This is a genomic window from Legionella sp. km535 (assembly GCF_003990085.1).
Taxonomy (GTDB): domain Bacteria; phylum Pseudomonadota; class Gammaproteobacteria; order Legionellales; family Legionellaceae; genus Legionella; species Legionella moravica.
This window is the reverse complement of sequence record NZ_RZGU01000020.1, coordinates 47,405-68,759: the sequence shown is the minus strand read 5'-3', so window position 1 is coordinate 68,759 and position 21,355 is coordinate 47,405. Positions and strand designations below refer to the sequence as shown.

The following is a 21,355-nucleotide window of genomic DNA, read 5'->3' as shown; positions in this document are numbered from 1 at the left end:
TATAACAGCCACAGATTACATTCATATTTGGGATATTTAAGCCCAAATCAATTTGAAAAACAGAGCGATTTATTAATGAAAGTTGCTTAACTGGGGTGTAACATTTTGGTTGACCACGTCACTAAAGCGTTCTATGTCGAAAAACTCATCAATAGATAACTTAATAGGATAACCATTGGTCGTTACCCTGAAATTAGTCAGTTGGACTCAAAATTTCCGAGATAGGTCTAATATTGTTATTTTTTAATTATGCTCCATCTAAGTAACGTCCCTGAAGTTTTGTAAACATGACTTGATCTTGAGTTGAGCACAGATTTTTCAATTCGAGATCAAGTCATGTTTACAAAACTTCAAGGACGTTGCCTAATTCGGAAATAATAAAATGTCTTTCACATATTCCCCCTTAATTTGTAGAGGAATATTTAATCCACATGTATTAGGAAATGGTTCACCATTTAAAACCTTTAAATTAAACCAAGAACAAAAGAAAGTATTTGCAATTTTTACTATATAATTATCGTTTAGATATTTATTAGATAAAGGAAGATCGATTGAAATTAAAGTGGGAATTCCCCTGGTTTTCAGTACCTTTAATAGTTGAGAGGATAAGGTATTTGGCAAAACATTTCCAAACACCTCTCCTCCGTCAAAGAAAGAGCAATTGTGCTGAGGAGTATTACTTTCCTCACATAACATATCTCGGTATTTATCCAGTTGGACATAAATGTTATTTCGAGTTCCATCCTTCATAATAGAATTATAATTATGATATCTAGCAAAAATTATTTCTTTTTCTTTTTTATTGGGGGAATACCCGGCTTGTCGGCATATCTTAACAATTAGCTTTTCTGAAAGTTTTTTAAGACCTTCTCTGTAAATTTTTTTGGGGAAGAATAATCTTGTAGCATGATAACACCTGATTGCGTGAACATTTATTTTAAATAAAATTAACAAATTATTAGCTATTTCATCACATTCACCAAAATTATCAGTCACATGGCTTATCCACGTTGGATTATTTAGATTAAAACGATTATTATTCGAACAGCTTATTGAAATATTTTCGAATAAATCAACAAAACTTGATGGCTGATTCCAGTCAATTACTTTCATAATTTATCCTAAGTTTTAACTTTAAAATATTATTTGTTAATTATAGATTTTTAGAAATATATGGGTGGATTATGAGCCCGATTCAAATAACGAGTTATTAAAAAATTTTTTGGGAATTTAATATAAAGAAACTATGGAACAAGTGGATGATACAGAATTAGAAAGAGGCTATTGACCATTCTGATTTCGACGTCACCTGGCCTGCGGAAACATTGGATGAATTGTCAATACAGCCTAACTAAAAAAAGCGGTCACTTCATCTGCAGATGCAATCGTGTCCTGATAGCCTAGATCAAGCAGTACACGAGTAAATTCTTTTTCAAAAAGCAAAAAGCTCAAAAGGTCACCTGAGTGGCTCTTTGCTCCCAGGATGTTGAGCAGATAACGGAGCAAAGCCGGCATACTTTGAAAGTGTTCTTGTGCTACAGAAGCCATGTCTCTGCTTGGGCGAAGGTGTAGGGTTGTTATTGGTCGCCATGGCGAACGGCGTTTTTTCCACATGGACAGAAGAGTCGCTATTTCATTCATCCGGTTGACCATCTCAATATCTCTATCAAGATTGTCCAGGAACAACCCATTCATCATATTTCCCAATATATGAGCAAATGCAATGTCACCGTTTCGTAAGGTTTCAGGGTCCGTGAATTCAGGAAGTTCTCTTGTACCCAGGATCATGATTTTATCGACATGAGATCGTATTGCCCCTCTTAGCGGAGTACCAAGTCCCACGCTTCCATCACCGTAATGAAATCCATCAAGATGAATTGGCGGAAAGAATAAAGGTAAGGCGCTGGATGCTAAAATATGCTCAGCGTTAATCGTTGCTCGTTGACTGCTATGACGAGGGTAATTCCAATCTTCAAATTCAGGTTGGCAATGATCATAAAATGAAATGGTTTGGTGTGTTTCATAGCGTGCAGTTAAAACTTCGAAGGTATCCAGATTACCTGCTGCAATATTTTGCTCAATACGAGTGAAATCTATGGTTTCTTCAAGAAATTGGCGCAAAGGGGAGGTATCCAGAAGATGACCCGCCTGACGTTGTTTTATTATCAAGGTACTCAGGTTTCGCATCACGGATTTGCCTAGTTCATAATTACTGGCTTTATATATTTGTTGGCAATGAATTTCGCCCCATATAGATTCCAGTTTATCCAGTCCAGCAGGAAAATCATCGGCGTTTTCTACGAGTACGGCTGCGTTGATACTGCCGACACTCACTCCGCTCACCATATCGAAGGGAAGTTTTTTGGTTTGCAGTATATGACCGATTGCTTTCAGAACGCCTGCTTGATAAGCGCCTCGGGCACCACCACCTGCTAGATAAAGGGCTTTTTTAACCATCGTGATTTTTTTTTAATTATTATATTGGAAAATATAGCTGATTTTAATGGAAATTTCCAAGGAAGAAATGACACGTCATTTTATCTTAAGAATTTATTGGTATATTATTTATACAGATATTTCATTTGATGCGTGACACTATGGTACTCGATAGTGGTGTAAAAGAAGATGAGCAGGATAAAACCGGGCAGATTGAGGTTTTGAAGGCCATTCAAGCTCCTGTCAATTACACATTGGTTCCCTTAACCAATAAATCATTATTTAGCTCGGCCTTAGCCCGAATTCCCTGGATATCAAAATTTTCTCTAAAGTTTGATGATGCAGCAGATGCCGCTATCAACATAGGCGAACGCGTCACTGAAGTGAATGATTCTTTTGGAAACGAATCGATCGCCCATGGATTTCATTTCGCAGTGCTTGCCATGGCTATTTTTGATTTTGTCCGTATCCCTTTGATTTATTTTGCAGCCTATCTCTTTAATGAAAAAATTCCTATTAAAATGAGTACTAACTTAAGATGGGCTTATTCCGCATTTTTATTAGGTCTTGCAATAACCGCTCTCGTTAGTCCAGTGACTGCTCCAGTGATTGCTTTTGTTAGCGCGGGGACTGGTTTGGTTTTTGGCATCTTTTTATTGGCTCGAACTCTTATCAATCAATACAAACTGGGTAGAGAGCGAAAGTTGCTCCATGAAGAAATTATCAAGGCAGAGGAGGAGATGAAAACACTTCAGGAAGAGGCTAAAGAATTAGAACAACAATTGACTGCATCGACCGGGGATGAATTGTTGGCATTGAACATTAAGGATTTAGAAGAGCGCTATAATTCACAAAAATTGCTACTTTCTGATTTGAAAAATCAAGAGTTGCATATAGAACAAAAAATAGCGCGTGTCGGTATGATGCGTGTACTGGATAAAAGTATTGGTATTGGTTTAACGTCACTATCCATTATTGGCCTTGTAGTGACCTTATTTGTTCCTCCTGTAGGTGGATGGATACTCGCTGGCGCTGCGATAGCCGGTGGAGTTTATCTTTTCGCAAGGTTAATGACCCCGGTATTTAAATTCCTTGGTAATTGGTTAATGAATCAATTTAAACCCACTGAAGAGCCGGTTCAAAACGAGTCAAAAGAGCATTTGGCGAACGATCATCAGCTGGAGGATAGTCATAAGGCCGTTTTGGAGAATATTTCAGAGTTCAATAACCCTGTATCCAGTCCAATATCACCTGATGATCAATCGCTCAATAGTGCGGTCACTAATAGTGAGATTCCTGATGATGCTGTTACTGATGATGAGTTTCCTGAGAGCAAAGCCATTGACCCAACTGTTTCTCAAGATACTGTACCCGAGCATGGATCAAGGGTTCACGAAGTCGATTCTACTGCCGTTGTATTGGCTAGTTTAATGAGCAAGGAGGCTATTAAAAAATACTCGGAGCATCAGCATAAACAGTCTGAGGAATCAGACAATGATTATGAACTGGATGGGGATGGTTTAAAACTGAAACGAACTTCATTATTTAAGACAGAGCCAACCCCTGATGCGGACATGGGTTCAGAAGTTGTCGATACTGAAGATGAAGGGGAAAATGAAGCGGTTAGTGAGCATCCCTGACTCCATAATATTTATCTTTGAAAGTCCGTTGCAAAAAGCAAAAAATTCCTATAATTTAAAATTTTACCCTCCTTAAGGAATAAGGACTCATGCTGAATTTATTACGTGAACAACCGCGCGCATTTCACATGATTTTTATGTTGGAATTGTGGGAGAGATTCGGTTTTTATACAGTCCAGGGTATTCTCACTCTCTATTTTATCCGATATTTAGGATACAGCGATATGGTATCCTACTATACCTTCGGAGCCTTTTCTGCTTTGGTTTATGGTATGGTGGTCATTGGCGGATATATGGGCGATCGGGTTCTAGGTACCAAGAGGACTATTGTGTTGGGTTTGGTGGTCTTGGTCGCAGGATATTTTTCCCTTGCTTTTGCTGATAAGGAGCATGTTTTTCTGGCCTTGGGATTGATATGTGTGGGTAATGGTTTGTTTAAAGCAAACCCATCTAATTTACTTTCAAAATGTTATGAAGAAAATGATCCCCGGTTGCATGGCGGGTTTACTCTTTATTATATGGCTATTAATTTAGGCAGCATGGTTGCTTTGATTGTTGGGCCATCTATCTCTAGCCAATATGGCTATTCGTATGCATACTTAATCAGTGCAATAGGGCTTGTTCTGGGGCTTGCCAATTACTGGTTTCAACATCACCATGTTGCTCATATAAATACTGAAGCAGACATGCGCAAGATGACGCTTTGGCATTGGTCTTTAATCTTTGTTGGCATTGTATTCTTCACTGAACTGTCCGCTTATTTACTCCAACACGTGATGATTGCTAAAAATTTGTTGTGGTGTATCACCATATTGGTCCTAGTAGCATACGGGTTGATGATGAGGAAAGAAAAAAGAGCGGCATTTATGAAAATGCTCGTGGCTCTTGTTTTAATGGTGGAGGCGGTCATTTTCTTTACACTTTACCAACAAATGCCTACGTCACTTAATTTGTTCGCGGTAAACAATGTGATTCCCAATGTCATGGGGATAACTTTTGATGCACAAAGTTTTCAGGCACTTAATCCCATCTGGATCGTGTTGATGAGTCCAGTATTAGCTTATATTTATGGGGCCTTACATCGCAAAGGAATCATGTTTTCAATCCCTTACAAATTTGCTCTGGGAATGACGATGTGTGCGGTGAGCTTCTTGATGCTTTATTTTGCCCGCTATTTTTATACCGATAATGGCATGGTCTCTTCCTGGTGGCTTATATTCAGTTATTTATTTCAAAGTCTCGGAGAACTTCTGGTTTCCGCTCTCGGGGTTGCTATGGTTGCCGAATTGGTCCCAACACGGATTGTTGGCTTTGTAATGGGTATGTGGTTTTTGACTTCTTCAGTGGCTGGATTTATAGGAGCTTATGTGGCTTCATATACAGCGCTTCCCGAGAACATAAAACCTGGCGTTGAGTCTCTCTTTATTTACACTAATGTGTTTGCCTGCATCGGTCTTGTAACGTTGATGATTGCTTTGATTATGTGGATTTTATCACCGCGCTTAAGCCGATATATTGCTACAAACAACAAAAGTTCGAATAATGAAATCGAATCAGTTGAGTTTTCAACCACGTATATTCCCAGCCATTAAGGGCCGTGATATCTCTTTGATTTGCCGCGGCCTTGTCCCTGGCTCTTGTGCACAACTCATTGAAAAGCCATATTTGCGTGCAGGTTGAGCGAAAACCATTCTGAAAAATGCTCACATAGCCATCTATGCTGCGCTTTTACAGAATGGTTTTCGCTCAACCTGCACGCAAATCTGACTTTTCTCCAAGATACCATATTTTTGAAATCGGAGAATAATAGTGCTTTATGCCTATGTACTGCGCTTTTAATGATTCAGAAAACTAACTCCTAACTGCAATTCTGTTCCAGGCTCCTTTATTTCAGCATATCAAATTCAAATTACGCCAATAAGTTGTTATTATACTGATCACTTAATGTTTATTTAATTATAATTGGTTAAAATGTCGTCACTGGCGGGGTATTACCGGAACAATTTAAAAATAAATACTGCCTCATATTAAAATTTCAAATTCATAAGAGTAAGGAGCGGGCATGGGAGTGCAGGTTGAATTAAGTGAAACTTCTCAGAAATTAATGAACGAATTGATCACTGCTTATGGACCTGAAGCTGTAGTTCCTGAATTTTTGGTTTCTCCAGTAGACTCAGTGCGATTGATTGATTGGCTGGCTGATGAACTCAAAATTCCAGAGACTTCTTCCAAAACCTATAAAGAAAAAATTGAGTTCATTCTTGCTTCGTTGCGGGCTGAATTATTAAAAGATCTATTGACCGCCATGCCAGGCACTAATGCCTATGTTAGAAAAGCAGAGCCACCAGCCTCATCAAGTAATCAAAATAAATTTATTCTTTTGGCAATTGCCGGGACGTTATTAGCTGCTTGCGAAGGCTTTGACAGCATTGCCTCTTTATTATCGGTATTGCCATTTCCCCCTTTAGCCATATTCGCAGTTGGTGTTGTATTTTCAGCCTTGTCCATTGTGGTTTTTTATGGATTTGATCTCGTCCAGGTGTCTCAGAATTTAGGGGTAAAATTAAGAGATACTCCTAAATTACTAGACATTTATCTAACTCAGCTGGATGAAATTAAAGCAATTAGAAGAACACTGGAATCTTATGACCTGACTCAATTGACAGGTCAAAAATTGGAGCTCTATGAGCATACAATTGTGATGCTGCAATTTCGACTTAAAGCCGTAGCACAAGCGAGCAAGCAATTTGAAATGGCACTGAATAGCGAGAACATGAAATTAGCCGAGACCGTTGTTTCCTGGGTCGCTGGGTTGTTATTTTTTGGTAGTGGATATTTTGCAGGTCAGTCTGTTGCTGTATTTGTTTTGAGTTTGTTTATGACCGCGGTGTCGCCTGTTTTTTTTCCAATAGTTTTGTTTGGATTAGGTATAGGTTTTGCGGCATTCGGTCTTTACTGGAATGTAGAGCGAATTGGTGTAAAACAACTGATTAGTACCTGGTTTGGGCTTGACGAAGAAAAAATAGATAAACTCTGTGATTCTGAAAATTTGGCAAATCAAGAAAGCAAATTGGACATTTTATTGGAGCGTGTTTCAAATACCAAGACATTAATCAACAAGATCTCTGAATGGCAACAAGTCAGTAGTAGTACAACACTTAAGGAAACTCATAGCCCAGAGGAATCCTCAAGTGCTAATAAGGATAAGAATCCAGTTATTAATACCAGTAACAATATCTACTCATTTCATCTTAATTCTTCAAGGCAGGAGAGTAGCCAAAGTGAGATGGGCTATGAAAAGGCTGCTGGCTGTACTCACAATTAGAGTCTAGATGATCCAGTCCATAATTGATGTTTGCTAAATGAAGCGGCATGTAGACTAACAATGAATTACCTTGTAAATAATCCGGGTTTGTTGATAAGTAAAATTCATGCAATTCATCTCCCTCATCAATTGTAAAATTGCTTTGACTTCTTAGCGGCACCAACGGTGAATTAATCACAAGAGGATGGGAATTGGTTGTAATCCATCCATATTGCCTTTTAAAAGCATTAATGATCGTCAGTATTTGCTCAGGAACTCTTTGAGAAGGTTTAGGATAAATGGAATCACTAAGCTGATAAATATAATCATAAGTCAGTGGATTGTTTGCAAATGCGAGATAAATAATCTCTTCATGAGGGTTTGTCAGTTTTTCTTTTATTGCTTGCGTCAACCCTGAGCTTTCTATTGTTGGACGCACTTTATATAGCGGATTCAGATAAATATAAGCAGAGTACACAATCACCTGCTTTTTATTCAGATCAACCTGGTGCCTGTAGATACGTGAAAATCCGGCTATTTCCTTATTCATTCCATACAGTACTGTCAATTCACCCTCTGTTTCTGGTTGCAGGATCAAACGTTCAAATTCATCATGATCTGCCAGGTGATAGAATTTTGAAAGAAAACGATATAAATCTTCGCTTAATTGCCCTGAAAAAGAATTCTGAGTTGCAATGACAAATGAATCAATTGCTATAACATCTTGAGTTTTCATAGTTCTCTCCATTGAACATCTCCGCTTACTCGTTCGTCTCAATTTATCCATAAAATGTATTGGGCGAAGAGCGGATAAAAACTAACCAACTCTAATATTTATAGACCGAATTTGAGCATTGTCAAACGTTTTGAATTGTCTTTCAAATTTTTAAAATGTCTTTAACAAAGGGAATGGTGATTTTACGATGGGCAGCCAGGGATGCATCGTCCAGACGATTAAGCAGTTGATGTAAATCATGCATGTTACGTGAACAACGGTTCAACAAGAATTGCCCTACGCTCTCGGGTAAATCAATTCCTCGTTTAAACGCATGTAATTTAAGCGTTTTGATTTTTTCTTCATCGCTTAACTCATTGAGTTGAATAACTAATCCCCAGGCAAGGCGTGAGCGAAGATCTGCCAGGTTTATAGTGCTTTTCGCTGGGGGCAGATTTCCGGAAATGATTAGTAATCCTTTTTCCATATCTTTTATTCTATTATAAAGATGAAATAAGGCCTCTTCCCAGGCAGGGTTATTCGCAATGGCATCTATATCATCGATACAAATTAAATCTTGCTCTTCCAGCCCCTCTATCGTTTGCGGTCCCCAGTCTTTAAGAAGCGTCAAGGGAAGATAAATTGCCGATTGTTTTAAATTGACGGATTGGCAACAGGCTTGCAACAGATGTGATTTTCCACTGCCTTTGGGACCCCAGAGATAAAGTAACCTGTCTTCCTGCAAGGTCAGCATCTTTGCTAGCTGTTGTTGCAATAGACCGTTATTCTCCCAATTAAAATCAGCGAGAGTAGCTTCATCGTTGAGTTTGATTGCTAAAGCCAATTGCTTGTTCATGGGGTTTGTTCTTTTTTGGGCCAGGCCTTCTTACCCCAGGTCCAGATATAATCAATATACGTGGTTGCTGTAGTAAATGCCGTTAAGTAAATGAGAGAGTCTACTAAGTACACAGAAAATTTAAAGTATGCCAGTTCAAACAAGCATAGGGTAACCAGAATGAGTTGAAATGTGGTATTGAACTTACTTAATAAAGTGGGTTCAAAATCAAGTTTACGTTGAATAAACCAAAACCAGGCCAGTACTCCCATTGAGATGGTAAAATCTCTAAGGAATACCAGAATAACTAGCCACCAGGGTAGCGAGCCAATGAGTGCTAATGAAATAAAGCTTGAGGCTACTAACAGTTTATCAGCCAGAGGATCAACAAAAGAACCAAAAAAACTTTGCCAATTAAAATGACGGGCTAACCAACCATCAAGTCCATCAGTAATTCCGGCCAGGATAAAGGTATAAAATGCATTAACGTACTCATGATGATATAAATACATCAAAAATGGAACAATTAGCCCTAACCGAAACAATGTTAACGCATTGGGTATATGTTTTAGTATCATGTGTCATACGATAATTTTATTTACTCTCATTGATAAGCATGTTGAGAGTAGGTATTGCGCCAAATGTACATCCGCAAGTATGGATCACACCTGACAGTGGTATGAGCTAGTTTATACAATACCGCTGCCTCTGTCACGTGATTGAGGGATGTATCGTGCATTCTCTCTTGTTTTTGAAGACTTAAGTACTATTGGGATATTGGAGGTTTACTTTCTTATTGAATATAAAAAAGATCATTTTGATTCAATTCAAACTGATCTTTTCGACAGATTCCCTGCCTGTATTTCTATCGCGATAGAAAATCAGGGCAGGGTGTATGTGCCAGGACTTTTTATGAATTCCATCCTGGTTGAACTGTATATTCTTGATTGGGATCCAACTCGCTATCATCTATTTTGACAGACAGTGTTTGAGACACCTGGTCTGAGGTAATTTGGCCATGTGATTTCCAAAAGGCCAGGCTATTTTTTGTCATTAAAGAAAACAATAATCCACTACCGCATAAAAGAATAGATAGTGCATATCCGATATTTTTTAAAAATTGGATTGAACACGGATCCCTATGTTGTGACAGTTCGTCTTTAACAGTAAAAAATTTACTTTTAAATTGTTCGACGAATTGACTGCGTTCCTGATTTTTCATGCTATATAAATTATCTCCCAAAGACTCAAGTAATGAATCAATAATTTCTAATTTTCTTTTGATGACCGGTTCTGCCAGATTAGATTGTGAAACCAGGTGCGTTTTATAATTGCTACAGATTTGAAGAAGTTGTTGATGTTGATCCAGGCTATTTTTAATGGTCATTAGAATGTTCATCGTTAATAAAGGAAAACTAATTATACTCATAATAAATTAAGAGAAGATTAATAGGGGTAATTCACTCATCATATAATTCGCGAGACGATGGAAATCATTTGATGAGCGGGGCAATACACACTAATTGAATAGGGCAGATAGTTGTGAACATCGATTCAGAGTTCCTAAAAAGAGTTATCGCAAATCACTGAATAAGAGAAATTTAATTTTATCGATTGGGTTGAAGATGATAAAATCATCCGGTTTTTATTCCCAAGAGTTATTTTCATGAAATACAGGCCGGATATTGATGGGTTAAGGGCTATTGCGATTTTGCTGGTCTTGATTTACCACGGAGGCCTGGCATTTCTCCCTTCCGGGTTTGTGGGGGTGGATGTATTTTTTGTTATTTCCGGATTTCTCATTACTCGCATAATCAGCGAGTCCCTGAATAATCAAAGTTTTTCGTTTATTGAATTTTATAATCGTAGACTATGGCGTCTTCAGCCCGTATTTTTTTGTCTTATCGTATGTACTACGATTTTATCTTTTTTGCTTTTTTTACCTGAGGATTTAATCCAGTTCAGTCGCAGCGCACGTAAAACGTCTTTATTTATCTCGAATTTATTTTTTAATCATACGACGACAGGATATTTTTCTCCTGACACTCATCAACTGCCACTCTTGCACACCTGGTCACTGTCAATTGAATGGCAATGTTATTTGATTTTACCTATAGCGATGTTCATTTTGCATCGTATGGTAAGCAAAAAAAATGTGATTCGAGTTGTTTTGGTTCTGACCATTATTTGTTTTGTGATGACCCTGCGACAGTCTCATGATATTCCAGCGCAAACCTATTACCTGTTTTCCAGTAGAATTTTTGAATTTTTATTAGGTTCTTGTATTGCGTTAATGCCTTTGCATCGTGCCAATTTAAATCATTATGTCCTGTCAATAGCGGGACTACTCTCTTTGAGTATCATTTTTTATGTGGCCAGTCTTGACCAGATAATTCTTGGATATCCTAATGGTTACGCCTTTTTGGTCTGTCTGGCAACCGGCTTCTTGATTGCTTTGGGCCAGTATAATTCGGAGCATTTTTTAGTAAAAGTTCTTTCAGCAAGGCCTTTGGTTTTTATAGGTGTATTGTCCTATTCCTTGTATCTTTGGCACTGGGTTGTGTTTTCATTTTTAAGATATCAAGGCAGTGTCGAGACGCCTCTGGTATTGTTTTTAGCCTACCTGCTTACCTTTGCTTTGGGTTACATCTCATGGCGTTATATTGAAAAACCTGCCAGGCGTTATCATAAGATTCAGTTTCACTATACTGTTATTATTCTATTGTTGTTGCCTATTGCGTTTACCCATTTAAATTCAGCAGTCATTAAGTATCAATCGGGATTTCCGCAGCGTTTTAATCAGGAGTTGGTACATATTTATAAGCAATTGGAAGATTATAACAGTGCCCAAAGACCCTTATGTATTAGTAACAAATACACGGATTATGATCGTGTGTGCAAATTGGGTGCTAAAAAAGCAGAGAGCAAATCAGCTTTGATGATAGGAGATTCTTTTTCCAACCACTATTGGGGATTAATAGATACATTGGGAAAAAATGCGGGGATAGCCATTCAGGCCGAAGGTACATCCTCGTGCCTCACATTACCAGGTATTTTTCTTTATGATTGGTGGACATTTAAAAACAGTGTCTATCAGGAATGTTTTGATCAGACTCAAAAATATTATCGCAAAATTCGTAACAATCATTATGATTACGTCATAATCGGGCAAATCTGGAGTAATTACCTGACTAAAAGCATCATTAACCAGATTGGCGACACGCGTTCTGAGGCGCTGTCGAGGCAACGGTTTAAAGTTGCTTTAGACAATGCTTTGGATGTAATAACGAATTCTGGGGCCAAACCTGTTTTAATCAAATCGACTGCAATCATGAAAAATAATGCCTTGGCTTGTTTTTACAGGCACATAAAATTGCATCAATCTTATAATCCTGAACAATGTAAATTTAATTTTTACAGCTCAGAGAAAGAACAGTGGATTAATGCGGTTTTTGATGAGATGAAAATGAAATATCCTCAGTTGATTATTATTGATCCCAAAAAAGTTCAATGCCCCGATAATCGCTGTACAGCAGATCTTGAGGGGATTCCAGTTTATCGTGACGCAGGACACATTACCGATTACGCGTCGTATCGATTAGGGGCATTATATCTTCAGGAGTTTGGCAATCCACTAAGCTGATTTATTTGCGCTTTTCTTCATTTTTACGGTAGAGAATGACCGTATTGCCAATCATCTGTACTAATTCAGCTTGCAATTGTTGGCATAATTCGTGCGCCATTTCCAACCGGTCTTCCTTTTCTGCGCCATTAATTTTAACTTTGATTAATTCATGGGATAGCAAGGCAATATTGGTTTCAGCAATAACTGCTTCGGTTAATCCTTTGGCTCCCAGAAGTATTACAGGTTTCAAATGATGGGCCTGTGCTTTAAGTGATTGTTTGAACGAAGTATCCACTATGTTGTTCCTGATCGATAAAATGGCAAATTATTGCACGTTTTGCTGGGAAAAGGTAGTAAAATTCAGTATCATAGGATAATCCAGTATAATATTTGAAATTTATGAGTCGTACTAAAAGCAGTAAACGTTGGTTGCAAGAGCATTTTGATGACGTTTATGTTAAAAAAGCACAGGCAGAGGGCTACAGAAGCCGCGCTGTTTATAAACTGAAAGAAGTGGATGAAAAGGAACTGCTGCTGAAGCCAGGAATGACCGTTGTTGATTTAGGTGCGGCACCCGGGGGCTGGACGCAGTACGTATCTGAACGATTAAATGGTAAAGGTCATATTGTTGCTTTAGATATACTCCCTATGGATTCATTGCCCGACGTAACTTTTATTCAGGGTGATTTTAGGGAAGATATCGTATTACAGGAATTAATTAATTTAATTCCAGAACGTAGTGTGGACTTGTTATTATCAGATATGGCCCCAAATATGAGTGGAAGTTCGGCTATAGATATACCTCGCGCCATGTATTTAGTAGAGCTGGCTTTTGATTTTGCAGAAAAAATGTTAAAACCGGGTGGCTCTATGTTAGTTAAAATTTTTCATGGTTCAGGGTTTGATGAATTAGTGAAACAAGCGCGAGCATCTTTTGAGCGAGTGGTTATTCGTAAACCATCAGCTTCAAGATCTCGTTCAAAAGAAACCTATTTGCTGGCAAAGGGCTATAATTTATAGTAGCTTTATATATATCTCTTGAAGGATAAAGATGCGCCATTACAAGCAACTTCATTTACAAGGGTTATATTATCGTTCTCATAACAAAGCTGTAAGTAACTAATGAGGTTAATACTTTGAACGACATGGTTAAGAATTTATTTTTATGGCTGATTATAGCGATTGTGCTAGTCTCTGTTTTCAGTAATTTTGGTCCTCGAAACTCTGTTGCTGAGAAAGTTTCTTACAGCCAGTTTTTGAAAGAAGTCGATCAAGGCATGGTGAACTCAGTTACTATTGAAGATAACAAGATCATCAAAGGGATGACAAAAAATAATAAACGCTTTGTCACTTATATGCCAATGCAGGATAACGCACTTTTAGGCGAACTGTTAAAAGGCAAAGTGGATGTTAGCGGCCAGGAAAAGCAACAAGAGAGTTTCCTCTTGCATCTGTTTATCAACTGGTTCCCCATGCTGCTTTTAATTGGTGTCTGGATATTTTTTATGCGACAAATGCAAGGCGGCGGTGGTCGTGGTGCTATGTCGTTTGGTCGGTCACGAGCACGATTGCTTGGTGAAGACCAGGTCAAAGTTACCTTTGCTGATGTGGCAGGTGTCGATGAAGCAAAGGAAGAGGTTAAAGAGTTGGTTGACTTCTTACGTGACCCTACCAAATTTCAAAGCCTGGGGGGACGAATTCCTCGAGGCGTTCTCCTGGTTGGCTCTCCTGGTACTGGTAAAACCTTGCTTGCCAGGGCTGTAGCAGGGGAAGCAAAAGTTCCTTTCTTTACTATTTCCGGCTCCGATTTCGTGGAAATGTTTGTGGGTGTAGGCGCATCTCGTGTCCGAGATATGTTTGAACAAGCCAAAAAGCATGCTCCATGTATTATCTTCATCGACGAAATTGATGCAGTGGGTCGGCATAGAGGGGCGGGCCTTGGTGGTGGACATGATGAACGCGAGCAAACGCTTAACCAACTTTTAGTTGAAATGGATGGTTTTGAAGGCAGTGAAGGAGTTATTGTTGTTGCCGCGACTAACCGTCCGGATGTCCTGGATCCTGCTCTGTTGCGTCCCGGACGTTTTGACCGACAGGTTGTTGTGCCTTTGCCTGATATCAGGGGTCGTGAACAAATATTAAGAGTTCATTTGCAAAAAGTACCTGTAGATAACAGTGTTGAAGTCATGGATATTGCCAGAGGGACTCCAGGTTTCTCCGGTGCTGATTTATCCAACCTGGTGAATGAAGCCGCTCTCTTTGCTGCTCGTGCAAACAAGCGTAAAGTGGGTATGATCGAGCTTGAAAAAGCAAAAGATAAAATCATGATGGGTACTGAAAGGCGCTCCATGGTGATGGATGACAATGAGAAAAAGCTTACTGCGTATCATGAAGCCGGACATGCCATAGTAGGTTTGTCAGTGCCTGAGCATGATCCCGTGTATAAGGTCTCTATCATTCCTCGCGGAAGAGCCCTGGGGGTAACGATGTTCTTGCCAGAACAAGACAGATACAGTCATAGTAAACGTCGTTTGGAAAGTCAGTTATCCAGTTTATTTGGCGGACGAATTGCTGAAGAGCTTATTTTTGGCCTCGAAAGTGTAACCACAGGTGCCTCAAATGACATTATGCGTTCAACTGAAATAGCTCGTAAAATGGTTACTACCTGGGGACTGTCAACCTTAGGGCCTCTAACTTTTGGAGAAGAAGAGGAAGAAGTATTTTTAGGTCGATCAATGAACAAACATAAAGAAATGTCAGATCGGACCGCACAGCAAATTGATGATGAAGTTCGGGCTATTATTGATAGAAATTATCAAAGAGCGAAAGAAATTCTGGTTGCTAATATGGATAAATTGCATCTGATGGCTGAGAGTTTAATTAAGTATGAGACTATTGATGCGGATCAGATTAAAGAAATCATGTCTGGAAAAGAACCTTCGCCACCAGCTGGCTGGGGTGCATCAAAACCTCTAGAAAAAACAGAAGCATCCAACGACACAACTGCAAAACCAGTTAATGGTGAAACCATAGAAAATCCAGCTGAAGAGCATTGATTTGTTATGTTTAAGCTGTTAACAGAGGTACTCGGGTGACACCAGAACAATTTATAGGCTGGCTTGAAGAAAAAAGCCAGCCGAATTTTCCCACCAGTTTCCAAAAGCCACTCATTATGGGGATATTGAATGTTACTTCAGACTCATTTTCTGATGGCGGAAACTTTTTATCTATGGATAGAGCTTGCGAGCATGCTTTTAATTTAATTGCCCAAGGCGCAGATATAATTGACATTGGTGGTGAGTCAACAAAACCTGGCGCAACCTACGTTTCTCTTGATGAAGAATTATCAAGAGTACTGCCTGTAATTAACCAAATTAGAAAATACTCGGATGTTTGTATATCGATTGATACTTATAAGCCTCAGGTAATGAATGCTGCAGTGGGCGCCGGAGCGAATATCATTAATGATATCTATGCGTTAAGAAAAGAGGGAGCACTTGAGATGGCAGCTCAATTGAACGTCCCTGTTTGTTTGATGCATATGCAGGGTGACCCTCAAAACATGCAAGATAATCCGCAATATCCTCTCGGAGTGATGTCTGAGTTAACACAATTTTTTTTAGAACGTATTAATGCCTGTGAGAAAGCAGGAATTAATAGAAAACGGTTAATTATTGACCCAGGATTTGGTTTTGGTAAGCGAGTAGAAAATAACCTTCATTTGATGAAACGGATCAATGAGTTTACTCACTTAAATAGACCTGTACTTTTAGGTGTCTCACGTAAAAGCACAATAGGGGCGGTTCTTGGAAAAGAAGTAAATCAGAGATTGATTGGCAGTCTCTCCCTTTCTGTTTATGCTGCACTGAACGGTGTCGGGATTTTAAGAACACATGATGTTAATGAAACACAGCAGGCTTTACACATGATTGATGCAGTATGTCAGGCTGGCTGAATAAATTTATATTGTGTACAACGTGTATAGATGATTCTGATTTGACTATCCAGTGAATGCAATACAGGATTCGGTTCGAAAGAAATGAACACATTTTGTTCATTAATGCTGTAGGATTTTAGTACGATGATGAATGGTCTAAACACTGTTTTGGTTGAATTAATTAAAAGGTAGGTAAGGATGAGTCAACGTAAATATTTTGGTACTGATGGCATACGAGGGCACGTGGGCTTATCGAGTATTAATCCGGAGTTCGTATTAAAGCTGGGGTGGGCGGTTGGCCGGGTGCTTGGCAATGGACATCGCAAGAAAGTGGTAATAGGTAAAGATACGCGTGTATCGGGATACATGCTTGAGTCCGCTCTGGAAGCCGGACTGTCTGCCGCTGGTGTCGATGTAGCACTATTGGGACCTATGCCAACTCCAGGAATTGCTTATTTGACGCAGACTCTAAGAGCGAATGCAGGAATTGTTATTAGTGCCTCACATAATTTATTTGAAGATAATGGAATTAAGTTTTTCTCTGCTGATGGTGGAAAACTTCCTGACAGTGTTGAGCTTCTGATCGAGGCCGAACTTGAGAAGCAGTTGCAGACAGTGCCTTCGGTTAACCTGGGTAAAGCAACCAGAATTAATGATGCTGCAGGCCGATACATTGAATTCTGCAAATCAACGATACCTTCTATGTCACGATTATCCGGGTTAAAAATTGTTGTCGATTGTGCTAATGGAGCGACTTATCACATCGCGCCCAACGTTTTTTCTGAATTGGGTGCTTCTGTTGTTGCTATTGGGGATAGGCCAGATGGTTTTAATATTAATGAGAAATGTGGTTCTACTTCACCTGAATTATTGCAAAACAAGGTTCTAAGCACTGGTGCTGATATTGGTATTGCGTTAGATGGCGATGGTGACAGGCTGATTTTAGTGGATGCCAAAGGTAATTTAATCAATGGAGATCAAATTCTCTATATTATTGCTAAAGATCGACAGCAAAGAAATGTTTTGCATGGAGGAGTTGTCGGTACTTTGATGAGTAATTATGGCTTGGAATTGGCTCTGTCGGCACTAAATATTCCTTTTGTTCGCTCTAAAGTTGGTGATCGATACGTATTAGAAGCACTACGTGAAAATGAATGGAAGATTGGCGGCGAAACATCGGGGCATATTGTGTGCCTCGACAAGACGACAACTGGTGATGGAATAGTTGCTGCACTCCAGGTTTTATCCATTATGATGAAACAAGATAAAACCTTAGAGGAGTTGACTCAGGGAATTACTTTGCTGCCTCAATCTCTGGTTAATTTGAAAACAGATCGCGCTGCAATGTTGGCATCAAATCCGCAGGTTATAAAAGCGGTTCAGTCGCTTGAAGGTACGTTGAAAGGTCAAGGCCGTGTTTTACTGAGGCCGTCAGGCACTGAACCGTTACTCAGAGTCATGGTTGAAGGAGCTGATGAGTCAATCGTAAAGCAGTACGCTCAACAATTATGTGACGACATCAGCCTCATTGATCGAGAAGCGAATAGCTCACAAACTCCTGTTTAAGGTGTGTTTAATGGAAGCAGATCATGCATCATTTCATCTGCTTCCTTAATTAATCGATGTGATTTAGTATTAAATAAACACGGTTTTTTAGTATATTCATATACTGATTGATTTTGAATTTTGCCCAAAATAAATCTGTAAAGATCTTCTAAAAACTCCCAGACTTTCATAAACCCCCTATGGCGTTTTAAGGAGTCGTAACGAGGATCTGTTGCTAGCGAAGGGATCTGATCCGCTGTAATAGTTCGATTGGGTAATTTTACATAGAGTTGCATCATATGTACCGAACGTACCGCCTGTAAGAATAATTCAGCTTCAATGGGGTATTCTTTTTTTAATCTGGAATAATGATCATAATGTTTTTTTAATTCTTTTGGACAATCCATCATAATATCTGATTCATTATAGGGTTCATCTGTTATGAATAATGAAGGTTTTATTGCAAGTAAGGCTCCAATGCCTTGCGAGGGTTGAGGACACAGACGCATATAGGCATTCAGTACATCGGTGTTATTCATATGTTCCACTTCAAATAAAATATCGCGCACAATATGTGCCGCTTTGTAGCAATTTAATTCATTATTAAGCTGAATTTTTATTTCGAGATAGAGTTCTTTATACCATTTTTGCATCACCTCAGGTAATCGGTTCAGATAACCCAGAATCTCATGATGCCATTTGATGGTATTAAGAAGATTATGATTCTGCAGAGAATAATCTTCATGATCTTCAGAAGTTAAATCTTCAGCTGAGCAACTGGATTTGTCTGATGTACTGGAGGTGCTGTATTCATTTTCCGATATAGGACTTAGTGGGGCAGCAAAGGCAATGTGATGATCTAACGATTGCTGACAGTCTTGTCTCGGGCTTTGTTGATCTGAATTTTCAGCAAGATTTACAACCAGAAAGCTAGGTTTAGGATCAATAATCTGGCTTCGAGGTGGAACTACATGTTCCACTAAATCCGTTTCATTGTCAGGTGATTCCTTATCAGAGCTTACTGAGCCAGTATGGTCTTCATCAGAAGGAGCATCCAGATAATAACCTACTGGATTTGGAGGGGACTGTGGCGGTGATAAATTTGAAAATGCAGGGGGGCGTTCATCAAGGAGATCAGAATCATTACTTTCATAATCGCTGGATGAGTCAGTGTATTCTTGATCTTCATCAGAGTTAGATGGTGAGTCGAGTTCAGATGTCCAATCAGAATCTGCATCTTCAGATGAACACGACAACGATTCATCAGATGACTCTTCTGGAAATAGTCCCAATTCAGGTGATTTTGTGTCTGATTGGCCAGTTTCTGGAAGTGTTATCGTTGAAGGTTCAGATTCCTCGCTCAACCTCTGTTTTGGTTCCAATTGTTCTTGAGCAGTAGTCGAAAATACATTAATTGAAATAGGTGGCTGTGGTGAGTCGCTATGAACAGGATCTTCTTGCGATATTGTCGAATTATCAGAGCGGTTTGAATCCCAATGGGTTTCTTTGGATTCTGCAGCTTTGAGGTTTATGGTTGCTGGTGCTGGTAATTCAATCAATTGATTTAATTTAAGGGAAATCACATCTTTTAAGGTAGTTAGATGATTTGATATGGACTCCAGTACACCTTCTTTTGGTGGTCTTTTTAAATGGGATTTTAGTTGCTTCAGCAATTCGACAGTTTGGGTGAGCTGTTGAGCCAGTTTGTCATAAGTCTCGGCGTCCTGAAGATAAGACTCGCATAGTCCTATGAGCTTTGTATATTCATCTTTTTGTGCTTCTAGAGCTGGAAAAGTCTTCTCTTCATTTTTTGCATCTTGGATGGTGGGTAATAGAATATCGTGATCAGAGATTAAATTAAAGTCTGCTCTTAATCGATTAATCTCATTTAATATAAGAAATAATTCATTAAGCTTAGTTAACGCGGTAGCTTTTCTTTCAAGAGTATACGATATAGCAGGAATATTCAGGATGATGGTCTCTAAAAAATGCATGTCCGGTGAATTTTCATTGAGGTCCATAGTTGCCGTATAGGATGAGGGTGGCAGGTCATATAATATCTGCAATGCTTCAGAAACCAACACAGAACGCTCCAGGGTGTTGATCGAATTGGATGGAGTATCATGAAGTTGGGGTGGATCAACAAGTTGTGCTTTATTTTTTTCAGCTTGAAGTGCGGTAATACTTTTTGTAATGTTAAGCTGCTTGTTTTCTGTTTCGCTTTTCTTGGTTAGTAATTCAAGGAATTTAACTGAAAGAGAGATAGTGCGTTGTTCCTCATCGTGTTTTCTATTACCATCTTGTAGCGTAACAAGGTTTATTCCCCACAGAGTCCATGCTACGGGATCAAAATAATTTAAGAACGAGTCCATTTTTTTCCGATATGAATATATCAAGGCGCTTCTATCAGTACTGGAAGTAAATTGTTGAATTAATTGATTTTTTACCTCTTCATCTAATGCATTATTAGCTAATTGAGTTTCAATATCATGTTTGTGTTCAGTCAGTTCTTCTTGTTCCTGTTCAAGCTCTCTAATACGTAGCGGCAGGTTCTCATTGGAAAGCCGCTCAGAAAATTTCTTTTGAAGAAAGAGAGCGGTTTTCTGCATGGTTGAAAAAAATTCTGTTTCAGAGGAAACATTGCTGATGATATCTTGAATGTATTGAGTCGATTGGGTTTGTGAGCAAGTGATATCGAGTTCCTTCAGTTCAGCTGCGAGTGTATCAAATTTGGATTTGTTGATGACTAGCTTGGCTTTGCCAATACGATTATCAATTTCAGTGCGTATATTGACCAATTTCGATGAAAATTCAGCTACTTTTGTTTTCTTTTCAACAAAAGATGTTTTTGTTTTGATTACGGCTAATGGATCAGAAGCTAAAGTAAACTCATTGGCTTTGAGTTCAATATCCTTATAAATTGGTAATAAGGTACTTTTCAGTTGGTGAATACGTTTTTGTAAATCAGTTATTTGACTTTGTGTCATTTCGATTTGCTGACATAATTCAGCATGAGTTTGAATTGTATGCTCCAGATCAGCTAATTGGTTGTTGTATGTGTTGTACTCAACAGCCAGTTCATGCAACCGTTTAAGTACATTGAAATGTTCCATAAATTCAGCGGATGGTTCCTCTGTTAAAAACAGAGTCTTGTCGAAGAGGTTTTTTAATATCAGCGGATCAATTGGTTGTTTTAAAGCAGAAAATTCATTCAATAATTGCAGTATGATCTCATTCATTGGTATACCCTCCTTGTACAGTCTTTAGGATTCTAACGAAATAACGGGACTAAGCAAGTAGGATATTCACATTTTATGT

At 38.8% G+C, this 21,355-nt stretch carries 17 protein-coding genes; 9 read left to right on the top strand and 8 right to left on the bottom strand.

Translation table 11 applies throughout. The annotated features are described in order from the left end of the window. Nucleotides 1-90: IS3 family transposase (locus tag ELY21_RS16045; RefSeq protein ID WP_370272522.1), on the top strand; the 90-nt coding region annotated here is incomplete at its 5' end. 273 nt (nt 91-363) lie between these two features. On the opposite strand, the gene ELY21_RS12105 is transcribed toward ELY21_RS16045, so the two are convergent. Together ELY21_RS12105 and ELY21_RS12100 are read right to left on the bottom strand one after the other, a co-directional pair. Further along, nucleotides 364-1,113 (bottom strand): hypothetical protein, encoded by a 750-nt coding sequence (locus tag ELY21_RS12105; protein ID WP_127109831.1) that lies wholly within the window; start codon nt 1,111-1,113, stop codon nt 364-366. 234 nt (nt 1,114-1,347) lie between these two features. Further along, the gene (locus ELY21_RS12100; protein ID WP_028382736.1) at nt 1,348-2,457 is read right to left on the bottom strand and encodes a patatin-like phospholipase family protein; all 1,110 of its coding nucleotides are present in this window, start codon (nt 2,455-2,457) and stop codon (nt 1,348-1,350) included. Between the two features lie 128 nt (nt 2,458-2,585). Here ELY21_RS12100 and ELY21_RS12095 point away from each other — a divergent pair, with 128 nt between their 5' ends. From ELY21_RS12095 to ELY21_RS12085, 3 genes are all read left to right on the top strand, one after another. Continuing rightward, nucleotides 2,586-4,076 (top strand): hypothetical protein, encoded by a 1,491-nt coding sequence (locus tag ELY21_RS12095; RefSeq protein ID WP_127109829.1) that lies wholly within the window; start codon nt 2,586-2,588, stop codon nt 4,074-4,076. An 89-nt stretch (nt 4,077-4,165) separates the two neighbouring features. Further along, nucleotides 4,166-5,668, top strand: coding sequence for an oligopeptide:H+ symporter (locus tag ELY21_RS12090; protein ID WP_127109827.1), 1,503 nt, complete (start codon nt 4,166-4,168; stop codon nt 5,666-5,668). Between the two features lie 470 nt (nt 5,669-6,138). Further along, nucleotides 6,139-7,401: a hypothetical protein gene (locus tag ELY21_RS12085; RefSeq protein WP_127109825.1), complete on the top strand. Its 1,263-nt coding sequence runs from the start codon at nt 6,139-6,141 to the stop codon at nt 7,399-7,401. On the opposite strand, the gene ELY21_RS12080 is transcribed toward ELY21_RS12085, so the two are convergent. The 4 genes from ELY21_RS12080 to ELY21_RS12065 all read right to left on the bottom strand — a co-directional run bounded on the left by ELY21_RS12080 (nt 7,328) and on the right by ELY21_RS12065 (nt 10,317). After that, complete coding sequence (locus tag ELY21_RS12080; RefSeq protein ID WP_199741709.1) at nt 7,328-8,116, bottom strand: hypothetical protein; 789 nt, start codon at nt 8,114-8,116, stop codon at nt 7,328-7,330. The two genes, ELY21_RS12085 and ELY21_RS12080, sit on opposite strands and share 74 nt — an antisense overlap. A gap of 142 nt (nt 8,117-8,258) precedes the next feature. After that, complete coding sequence (gene hda, locus ELY21_RS12075) at nt 8,259-8,951, bottom strand: DnaA regulatory inactivator Hda (protein ID WP_028382732.1); 693 nt, start codon at nt 8,949-8,951, stop codon at nt 8,259-8,261. Then, nucleotides 8,948-9,508: a CDP-alcohol phosphatidyltransferase family protein gene (locus ELY21_RS12070; protein ID WP_127109821.1), complete on the bottom strand. Its 561-nt coding sequence runs from the start codon at nt 9,506-9,508 to the stop codon at nt 8,948-8,950. Before ELY21_RS12070 ends, hda begins: the two co-directional genes overlap by 4 nt. 332 nt (nt 9,509-9,840) lie before the next feature. After that, a complete protein-coding gene (locus ELY21_RS12065; protein ID WP_158618557.1) occupies nt 9,841-10,317 on the bottom strand; it encodes a hypothetical protein in 477 nt (158 codons plus the stop codon). Between the two features lie 279 nt (nt 10,318-10,596). Between ELY21_RS12065 and ELY21_RS12060 the strand changes: the two genes are divergently transcribed. Continuing rightward, nucleotides 10,597-12,573 carry an acyltransferase family protein gene (locus ELY21_RS12060; protein ID WP_127109817.1) on the top strand — a complete coding sequence of 659 codons (1,977 nt, stop codon included), beginning with the start codon at nt 10,597-10,599 and terminating at the stop codon, nt 12,571-12,573. A 1-nt stretch (nt 12,574) separates the two neighbouring features. Here the strand turns inward: ELY21_RS12060 and yhbY are convergent, their stop codons facing one another. Further along, the gene (yhbY, locus tag ELY21_RS12055; RefSeq protein WP_028382727.1) at nt 12,575-12,850 is read right to left on the bottom strand and encodes a ribosome assembly RNA-binding protein YhbY; all 276 of its coding nucleotides are present in this window, start codon (nt 12,848-12,850) and stop codon (nt 12,575-12,577) included. A 104-nt stretch (nt 12,851-12,954) separates the two neighbouring features. Between yhbY and rlmE the strand changes: the two genes are divergently transcribed. The 4 genes from rlmE (at nt 12,955) to glmM (ending at nt 18,058) form a co-directional block, all read left to right on the top strand. Continuing rightward, nucleotides 12,955-13,575 (top strand): 23S rRNA (uridine(2552)-2'-O)-methyltransferase RlmE, encoded by a 621-nt coding sequence (gene rlmE, locus ELY21_RS12050; RefSeq protein ID WP_028382726.1) that lies wholly within the window; start codon nt 12,955-12,957, stop codon nt 13,573-13,575. A gap of 125 nt (nt 13,576-13,700) precedes the next feature. Continuing rightward, the gene (gene ftsH / locus ELY21_RS12045; protein WP_035921101.1) at nt 13,701-15,611 is read left to right on the top strand and encodes an ATP-dependent zinc metalloprotease FtsH; all 1,911 of its coding nucleotides are present in this window, start codon (nt 13,701-13,703) and stop codon (nt 15,609-15,611) included. A gap of 35 nt (nt 15,612-15,646) precedes the next feature. Further along, nucleotides 15,647-16,510 (top strand): dihydropteroate synthase, encoded by an 864-nt coding sequence (folP, locus tag ELY21_RS12040; RefSeq protein ID WP_127109815.1) that lies wholly within the window; start codon nt 15,647-15,649, stop codon nt 16,508-16,510. A 180-nt stretch (nt 16,511-16,690) separates the two neighbouring features. Then, nucleotides 16,691-18,058: a phosphoglucosamine mutase gene (glmM, locus tag ELY21_RS12035; protein ID WP_127109813.1), complete on the top strand. Its 1,368-nt coding sequence runs from the start codon at nt 16,691-16,693 to the stop codon at nt 18,056-18,058. On the opposite strand, the gene ELY21_RS12030 is transcribed toward glmM, so the two are convergent. Continuing rightward, nucleotides 18,055-21,276, bottom strand: coding sequence for a hypothetical protein (locus ELY21_RS12030; protein WP_127109811.1), 3,222 nt, complete (start codon nt 21,274-21,276; stop codon nt 18,055-18,057). The two genes, glmM and ELY21_RS12030, sit on opposite strands and share 4 nt — an antisense overlap. Between the last annotated feature and the right edge of the window lie 79 nt (nt 21,277-21,355).